Annotated in this window: 4 protein-coding genes and 2 rRNA genes (1 of these 6 running past the window's edge); 5 read left to right on the top strand and 1 reads right to left on the bottom strand. The window is 57.0% G+C overall.

Annotation, left to right across the window (positions count from 1 at the left end):
* The 4 genes from C2U40_RS20425 to tmaR all read left to right on the top strand — a co-directional run.
* Positions 1-2603: ribosomal RNA gene (locus tag C2U40_RS20425) — 23S ribosomal RNA — on the top strand; it begins 286 nt to the left of the window's first position.
* A gap of 78 nt (positions 2604-2681) precedes the next feature.
* Positions 2682-2796, top strand: a 5S ribosomal RNA gene (gene rrf / locus C2U40_RS20420).
* Positions 2797-2936: 140 nt separating this feature from the next.
* Positions 2937-4136, top strand: coding sequence for an ISL3 family transposase (locus C2U40_RS20415; RefSeq protein WP_158656423.1), 1200 nt, complete (start codon positions 2937-2939; stop codon positions 4134-4136).
* A gap of 262 nt (positions 4137-4398) precedes the next feature.
* Positions 4399-4716 (top strand): PTS system regulator TmaR, encoded by a 318-nt coding sequence (tmaR, locus tag C2U40_RS20410; RefSeq protein WP_016352207.1) that lies wholly within the window; start codon positions 4399-4401, stop codon positions 4714-4716.
* Between the two features lie 110 nt (positions 4717-4826).
* Here tmaR and C2U40_RS20405 read toward each other — a convergent pair whose 3' ends face one another.
* A complete protein-coding gene (locus C2U40_RS20405; RefSeq protein ID WP_081000878.1) occupies positions 4827-6029 on the bottom strand; it encodes an ISL3-like element ISAeme19 family transposase in 1203 nt (400 codons plus the stop codon).
* Positions 6030-6244: 215 nt separating this feature from the next.
* On the opposite strand from C2U40_RS20405, the gene C2U40_RS20400 reads away from it, so the two are divergent.
* A complete protein-coding gene (locus C2U40_RS20400; protein WP_103828897.1) occupies positions 6245-9328 on the top strand; it encodes a transglycosylase domain-containing protein in 3084 nt (1027 codons plus the stop codon).
* Positions 9329-9364 lie beyond the last annotated feature (36 nt).

Below are 9364 nucleotides of genomic sequence, written 5' to 3'. Positions count from 1 at the left end.
TTAGTGGAACGGTCCTGGAAAGGCCGGCGATACAGGGTGATAGCCCCGTACACGAAAACAACCTTGATGTGAAATCGAGTAGGGCGGGACACGTGACATCCTGTCTGAATATGGGGGGACCATCCTCCAAGGCTAAATACTCCTGACTGACCGATAGTGAACCAGTACCGTGAGGGAAAGGCGAAAAGAACCCCTGTGAGGGGAGTGAAATAGAACCTGAAACCGTGTACGTACAAGCAGTGGGAGCCCTTCGGGGTGACTGCGTACCTTTTGTATAATGGGTCAGCGACTTACATTTTGTAGCGAGGTTAACCGTATAGGGGAGCCGTAGGGAAACCGAGTCTTAACTGGGCGTCTAGTTGCAAGGTGTAGACCCGAAACCGGGTGATCTAGCCATGGGCAGGTTGAAGGTTGAGTAACATCAACTGGAGGACCGAACCCACTAACGTTGCAAAGTTAGGGGATGACCTGTGGCTGGGGGTGAAAGGCCAATCAAACTCGGAGATAGCTGGTTCTCCCCGAAAGCTATTTAGGTAGCGCCTCGGACGAATACTACTGGGGGTAGAGCACTGTTTGGGCTAGGGGGTCATCCCGACTTACCAACCCCATGCAAACTCCGAATACCAGTAAGTAATATCCGGGAGACACACGGCGGGTGCTAACGTCCGTCGTGAAGAGGGAAACAACCCAGACCGCCGGCTAAGGTCCCAAAGTTCTGGTTAAGTGGGAAACGATGTGGGAAGGCTCAGACAGCTAGGATGTTGGCTTAGAAGCAGCCATCATTTAAAGAAAGCGTAATAGCTCACTAGTCGAGTCGGCCTGCGCGGAAGATGTAACGGGGCTCAAACCAGGCACCGAAGCCGCGGATTTGCACTTAGTGCAAGTGGTAGGGGAGCGTTCTGTAAGTCTGCGAAGGTGTGTCGAGAGGCATGCTGGAGATATCAGAAGTGCGAATGCTGACGTAAGTAACGATAAAGGGGGTGAAAAGCCTCCTCGCCGGAAGACCAAGGGTTCCTGTCCAACGTTAATCGGGGCAGGGTGAGTCGACCCCTAAGGCGAGGCCGAAAGGCGTAGTCGATGGGAAGCAGGTTAATATTCCTGCACGACTTGTAATTGCGATGGGGGGACGGAGAAGGCTAGGTGGGCCAGGCGACGGTTGTCCTGGTGAAAGTGCGTAGGTGGTGTTTCTAGGCAAATCCGGAGACACAACACTGAGACACGAGACGAACGCACTACGGTGCGGAAGCCATTGATGCCCTGCTTCCAGGAAAAGCCTCTAAGCTTCAGATTACAAGTCATCGTACCCCAAACCGACACAGGTGGTCGGGTAGAGAATACCAAGGCGCTTGAGAGAACTCGGGTGAAGGAACTAGGCAAAATAGAACCGTAACTTCGGGAGAAGGTTCGCTCTTGACAGTGAAGTCCCTTGCGGATGGAGCAGTTGGGAGTCGCAGTGACCAGATGGCTGGGACTGTTTATCAAAAACACAGCACTCTGCAAACACGAAAGTGGACGTATAGGGTGTGACACCTGCCCGGTGCCGGAAGGTTAATTGATGGGGTTAGCGCAAGCGAAGCTCTTGATCGAAGCCCCGGTAAACGGCGGCCGTAACTATAACGGTCCTAAGGTAGCGAAATTCCTTGTCGGGTAAGTTCCGACCTGCACGAATGGTGTAACCATGGCCATGCTGTCTCCACCCGAGACTCAGTGAAATCGAATTCGCCGTGAAGATGCGGTGTACCCGCGGCTAGACGGAAAGACCCCGTGAACCTTTACTACAGCTTGGCACTGAACATTGAACCTACATGTGTAGGATAGGTGGGAGGCTTTGAAGGCGTGACGCCAGTTGCGCTGGAGCCGTCCTTGAAATACCACCCTTGTATGTTTGATGTTCTAACGCAGGCCCATGAATCTGGGTCGCGGACAGTGCCTGGTGGGTAGTTTGACTGGGGCGGTCTCCTCCCAAAGAGTAACGGAGGAGCACGAAGGTTGGCTAATCCTGGTCGGACATCAGGAGGTTAGTGCAATGGCATAAGCCAGCTTAACTGCGAGACGGACAGGTCGAGCAGGTACGAAAGTAGGTCATAGTGATCCGGTGGTTCTGAATGGAAGGGCCATCGCTCAACGGATAAAAGGTACTCCGGGGATAACAGGCTGATACCGCCCAAGAGTTCATATCGACGGCGGTGTTTGGCACCTCGATGTCGGCTCATCACATCCTGGGGCTGAAGTCGGTCCCAAGGGTATGGCTGTTCGCCATTTAAAGTGGTACGCGAGCTGGGTTCAGAACGTCGTGAGACAGTTCGGTCCCTATCTGCCGTGGGCGTTGGATGATTGAAGGGAGTTGCTCCTAGTACGAGAGGACCGGAGTGAACGAACCTCTGGTGTTCGGGTTGTCACGCCAGTGGCACTGCCCGGTAGCTAAGTTCGGAATCGATAACCGCTGAAAGCATCTAAGCGGGAAGCGAGCCCTGAGATGAGTCATCCCTGACCCCTTGAGGGTCCTAAAGGGCCGTTGGAGACCACAACGTTGATAGGTGGGGTGTGTAAGCGCGGCGACGTGTTGAGCTAACCCATACTAATTACCCGTGAGGCTTAACCATACAACACCCAAGAAGTGTTTCTGGCCTTGTGACAAATACGAAACTACTTATGTCAGCTTTCACAGATTGAAGAATTTGCCTGGCGGCCATAGCGCCGTGGAACCACCTGAACCCATGCCGAACTCAGAAGTGAAACGCGGTAGCGCCGATGGTAGTGTGGCATTCGCCATGCGAGAGTAGGACACTGCCAGGCACCCAATACAAGAAACCCCGCTCATCGAGCGGGGTTTTTTATGGTTCTTCGCGCAAGCGTGGGGAAAGGTAAGTTGACAGACAGGGATCGGGTAAACTGGTAGTCGCCAAACAAACCGGTTCCTTCACCCTGCTGTCACTATGCATGATATTAATTTTGCCTCGTTCTGGCCAGGCTACGACGTTTCTGTCCATAGCCGCTGTGCCACACAAATTACTTTCGCTCTTGAACCTCGTTCTAACCACCTGCCTCTTTGTGGCAAGTGTCATCAGCCCTGCCCATTGGTCCACGATCGTCGCACCCGCCTAGTCCGTGACCGCGATCTGTTTGAACTGCGGGTTCGCCTGCAAGTCCCCATCCGTCGCGTTGACTGCCTGCACTGCGGCCGGGTGTCTGAACATATCGCGTGGTTGCCTCCCAGTTCACGCATCACACAACGATTGCAGAGCTGGGTTGAGGCCTTGCTTGAGTTGATGCCCATCAGTCATGTCAACCTGCTCACCGGACTGCATTGGCATACCATCAAGACCATCGACATACGCCGACTCCAAGCCAGTGTTGGCACCTTTGAACCTGGCGCTGTGCGACGGCTGGTGATGGACGAGTTCGCCCTGCATAAAGGCCATCGTTATGCCACTGTGATCATGGATGCTGAACGGACTCGTGTGTTGTGGGTGGGCCACGGTAATAGCCGGGAGGCCATTCGCCCCTTTTTCAAGCTGTTGGGCGAACAATGCCAACAGATTGAAGCCGTTGCCATGGACATGAACTCCGCCTTCGATCTGGAGGTGAAAGAGCACTGTCCGCAAGCCGAGGTGGTTTATGACTTGTTCCATGTCGTGGCGGGCTACGGTCGGAAGGTGATAGACCGTATCCGGGTGGATCAGGCCAACGCATTGCAGCATGACAAGCCAGCTCGCAAGGTGGTCAAGCAAGCGCGTTGGCTGCTGCTGCGCAATCGGGAGAACCTCAAGGAAGGGCAAGAGGTGCAATTGCAGGAACTACTGGCCGCCAATCAGCCCTTGGCCACAGCCTATGTACTCAAGGATGCCTTGAAGGAAATTTGGTACGCCCCCGACATCCGGGAAGGCTGGCGACGGTGGAGGGGCTGGACGCGGCACGCCAGGGAAAGTGGTCTGGCACCCTTGAAGGATTTTGCCAGAAACCTCCGGCGTTACATCCGAGGCATCTTAGCGAGCGCCCTCTTTCCAATGCACACCAGCCAGTTGGAGGGGGTGAATAATCGAATCAAGGTGATAAAACGCATGGCCTATGGGTTTCGGGACTCAGAATACTTTTTCCTGAAAATCAAGGCCGCCTTCCCCGGAAAGACGCGATGAACCTTTTTTATTGCCTGAAATTCGTCTTATCTCACCCCTGATATGCGCTTTTGGATGGAGAGCCTGCACTGCTTTCCACCCTGTTGTTCACTCGGCTCTCTCGTGCCGAAACCCGGCGTTAGCCCTGCAATTAGGGTTGTATCTGCCTCATAACTCGGTAGAGTAAAGGCATCTTGGGTTGACCCGTACTCTCTCATGCTGGTTTCTTTAGTACGGATGCAACTTGGCCTGCTTTTATCAACCTTACGTCAGTGGTATCGATATGGAACAAGTAAACAAGTCCACCTTCAGCGATGTACTGGAATATGTGCGTATGTCCCGTCGTCAGAACAAACTCAAGCGTGAAATTGCGGACAACGAGAAGAAGGTCCGTGACAACCAGAAGCGGGTACTGCTGCTCGACAACCTGAGCGATTACATCAAACCGGGCATGAGCATCGATGAGGTGCAAGCCATCATCGCCAACATGCGGGCTGATTATGAAGAGCGTGTGGACGACCACATCATCAAGAATGCCGAGCTGTCCAAAGAGCGTAAAGAGCTGAGCACCAAGCTCAAGGCGATGAGTTCCAGCAAATAAGCCTGCTCACTGTCTGCTCAAAACACCGGCCATAGGCCGGTGTTTTGCTTTTTGTTATCAGCTCGGATCTCTCACCGCGCTGCAACAATCGGCTCCCCTTTTTATGTGGTTCATCGCGGCTTTCCGGGGAAGGCCGCCTTGATTTTCAGAAAAAAGTATTCTGAGTCCCTAAATCCATATGCCATACGCTTTATCACTTTGATCTTGTTGTTCACCCCTTCCAGCACACTCGTGTGCATCGGGTAGTTTGCACTCGCCAGGATCCCCCGCATATATTTCGATAAATTTCGACCAAATCGTTGCAGCGGCGCTAGCCCGCTTTCCTTCACCTGCCGCATCCAGCTCCGCCATCGTCGCCATCCTTCCCACACGCTCGGCGCATACCAGATGCCCTTCAACCCCTCTTTCAGCACGTACACCATCGCCAGCGGTTGATTCGCCGCCAACAGCTCCTGCAACTTCACATCCTGTTTTTCACTCAACTTCGCCCGATTACGTAGCAGCAACCAACGCGCACTTTTGACCACTTTTCGCGCCGGTTTATCGCTTTTCAGTGCATTCGCCTGCTCCACTCGCACCCGGTCCACCACCTCTCGGCCATAGCGAGCCACCACGTGGAACAGGTCGTAGACCACCTCCGCCTGCGGGCAGTGTTGCTTCACCTCCAGGTCGAACGCCGTGTTCATGTCCATCGCCACCGCTTCAATCTGCTGGCATCGCTCGCCGAGCTGCTCGAAGAAGGGACGGATAGCGGCCCGGCTGTTGCCGTGCCCCACCCACAGGACGCGGGTTCGCTCGGCATCCATGATCACGGTGGCATAGCGGTGTCCCTTGTGCAGGGCAAACTCATCCATCACCAGCCGCCGCACCTCCCCAAGTTCGATGGTGCCCACACTGGTCTGCAAACGGCGCTTGTCGATCTCCTTGATGGTGTGCCAACCGACCCCGGTGAGCTGGCTGACATGGCGGATGGGGAGGTACTGAACGAGCGCTTCAATCCAGCACTGCATGCGCCGGGTGAGGCGGGAGCCAGAGGGGAGCCAGTCGATATGTTCACTGACGCGACCACAGCGCAGACAGTCGACGCGGCGAACAGGCAGTTGTAACCAGACTTGTCGGTCAAATAGGTCTCGCTCACGCACCCGGCGGATACGTTGGTCGTGGATCAATGGCGTGGGTTGCAGGCATCGGCGACAACGGGGCAAGAAGTCGGCGCGAGGCTCAAGGGTAAACAGGGTGTGATGGTTGGCAGAAAGCGCTTGGGCGATGACGGTATAACCTGGCCAGAAGGAGGCAATATCAATATGATGCACGGCGACAGCAGGGTGATGGTGGTGGTGTGTTTGGAGACAGCCAGTTTACCAGCACCCTGTCTGTCAACTTCCACTTCCCCAAGATCCCGCGAAGAACCTTTTATGATCGCCCTGTTACCATCACTACAAAGCGGTCAATAGTTTTCAAGCCATTGACTTGAAACGACTAAGCTTGAGTGAAACACAATAAATTGCGCAACCATGGTGGGGCTGATATGGGCGCATCAGAACAGACGGATTTGAACAAAGTGGCATCTCAGGATTCATCTGTCCCAAGCGCGGACGGCAAGTACAAGCGCAAGCGTCGTTCCTGGTGGCGCTGGTTGTTCTGCTTTTTCTTTTTGCTGTGCCTGGCTGCGGTGATTGCTCTGGTCGGTTATGAGATGCAGACTTCCCGCCTGCAGTCACAGGAGATCTCTCGCTATGCGGCCAAGCTGACCTATCAGGTCGAACCGGGCCCCAGCAAGCAGATTGCCTTCCCCGAAGACGGTCCCTTCGACAAGCGGCTCGGTTATGTGCTGTTGCCCATGATGCAGGAGCGCTTGCTGCAACGGGGTTATCAGGTCAGCGAGCAGGTACATTTTTCCGATGCCTTGTATGACTACGCCAGTCGCGGCTTTTTCGTGCCTTATACCGAGAAGGTGCAAGCCGGCCTGACCCTGCATGACTGTCGGGCGGAGCCCTTCTATCAATTCAAGTATCCGACTCACTATTACCCGGATTTTGCCTCCATTCCGCCGCTGGTGATCCAGTCGCTCTTGTTCATCGAGAACCGCGACCTGCTCAGCAATGAGCAGCCGTTGGCCAACCCGGCCGTGGATTGGCCCCGTTTTGCCAAGGCGGCCATGTCGCAGGTCGGCAAGGCGCTTGATATGCAGGATCAATCGGCCGGCGGCAGTACGCTGGCGACCCAGGTCGAGAAGTATCGCCACTCGCCGGATGGCCTGACGCTGTCCCCCACCGAGAAGATCCGCCAGATGGCGTCCGCCAGTGTGCGGGCCTACCGGTTGGGCCCCAAGACGCTGGAGGCGCGCAAGCTGGTCGCCTGGGCCTACCTCAACTCGGTCCCGCTCTCTGCGGCTCCCGGCTATGGGGAGGTGCACGGCCTGGGGGATGGTCTCTGGGTATGGTTTGGCGCCAATGTGGACGAGGTAAACCGGCTGCTGGATCCTGCGCGCAACCAAGATGCCTCGCTGGCGGAGCAGGGCCTGGCGCTGCGCCAGGTGGTCTCGCTGATGATCGCTCACCGTCGTCCCTCCTACTATCTGGCGCAGGGGCGTGATGCACTGGCGACCCTGACCGACAGCTATCTGCGGCTGTTCGTACAGGAGGGGATGATCACGCCGCCGCTGATGGAGGCCGCGCTGAAGGCCAAGATCTCGTTCCGTGATTTCCTGCAGTCCCCTGCGGTGACCAAGGTCAACAACAACAAGGGCCTGCAAGTTGCCCGCACCCGTCTGAGCCGTCAGCTCGGGGTGCAGCTCTACGATTTGGACCGACTCGATCTGACGGCCGATACCAGCCTCAACATGCCGCTGCAAAACGAGGTTTCTCGCTACCTGCAGCAGCTGGCCGATCCTACGTTTGCAGCTCAGGTCGGGTTGTTTGGTGAGCGCCTGCTCTCGCCGGAGAAGACGGGAGACGTGAAGTACAGCTTCACACTGTTCGAAAAATCCCCGCAGGGCTTCAAGGTGCGGGTGCAGACCGACAACACGGATCAGCCGTTTGACATCAACGAGGGCAGCAAGCTGGAACTGGGATCAACCGCCAAGCTGCGGGTGCTGACCACTTACCTGGAGATCGTCTCCGAGCTGCACGACAACTACGCGGACATGTCGGCCGAGAGCCTGCGCAAGATAGAGGTATCGGAGCAGGACAACATCAGTCGCTGGGCCGTCTCCTACCTGATGACCGCCAAGGACAAGAGCCTGCCCCCCATGCTGGAGGCGGCGCTGGATCGCAAATACTCCGCCAGCCCGAACGAGGGATTCTTCACCGGCGGTGGCATGCACACCTTCAACAACTTCCGGCGTGAGGACAATGGCCGCATCCCGGCCATTCGCGACGCGCTGCGCGAGTCCATCAACCTGCCCTTCGTGCGTCTGATGCGCGACATCGTTCGCTACAGCCTCTACCGGGAGGGCAACCGTGCCCAGCTGCTCAAGGATGACAAGGATCCGCGTCGTACCGAGTATCTGGCCAAGTTTGCAGATAAAGAGGGGCAGACCTATCTGCTGCGCTTCTGGCGCAAATACCGTGGCAAGACTGCGGATGAACAGCTCGATACCTTCCTGGATGGTCTCAAGCCCAGCGCCGTGCGCCTGGCCGCCGTACACCGCTACCTGATGCCGGATGCGTCGCAGGAGACCTTCGCTGCCTTCCTGGCGAAGCGTCTGCCGCGGGAGAAGCTGAGCGATCGTCGTATCGAGCAGCTCTATACCAGCTATGGTCCCGGCAAGTATTCGCTGCCGGATCAAGGCTATATCGCTCGGGTGCACCCGCTGGAGCTGTGGCTGCTCTCCTATCTCAAGGAGTTTGACAAGGCGACCTTCGCCGATGCCGTCGAGGCGAGCCGGGACGAGCGGCAGGAGGTCTACAGCTGGCTGTTCAAGACCCGCCACCGCAGCGCCCGCGACAGCCGGATCCGCACCATGCTGGAGGTCGAGGCCTTCCTCGACATCCATCAACGCTGGGCCAGACTGGGCTACCCGTTCGATCACTTGGTGCCGTCGCTGGCAACGGCCCTGGGCAGCTCGGGCGACCGCCCTGCTGCGTTGGCCGAGCTGATGGGGATCATCCAGAACGGCGGTATTCGTGCGCCGACCCTGCGCATCGAGCATCTGTCGTTTGCCAAGGGCACGCCGTTCGCAACCGAGTTCCAACCGGCGCAGACCGAGGGGACCCGGGTGCTGCCGGTCGAGGTGGCCACCGCGCTGCGCAACGCGCTGTCGAAGGTGGTGGAAGGGGGCACGGCCAGACGGATTGCCGGTGCCTTCGCCCTGCCGGACGGTACCGTGCTGCAGATGGGAGGCAAGACGGGGACGGGCGACAACCGGATTGAAACGGTCGGCCGCTACGGCAACGTGACCAGCTCGCTGGCTCGCAACCGGACCGCCACCTTCGTCTTCTATCTGGGAGAGGATCACTTCGGCACCCTGACGGCCTATGTGCCGGGCAGCCAGTCTGACAAGTTCCGCTTCACCTCGGCCCTGCCGGTGCAGGTGCTCAAGGGGATGGCTCCGCTGCTGATGCCGTATCTGCAGCCAGGCACTCATACCCAGTGCATGGCGGGCAGCTGACAGTTGCAGCGACACGAAAACGGGGCCATATTGGCC

The sequence above is a fragment of the Aeromonas sp. ASNIH4 genome (assembly GCF_002934425.1).
GTDB classification, from domain to species: Bacteria; Pseudomonadota; Gammaproteobacteria; order Enterobacterales; family Aeromonadaceae; genus Aeromonas; species Aeromonas hydrophila.
This window is presented reverse-complemented; position numbering and strand designations above follow the sequence as displayed.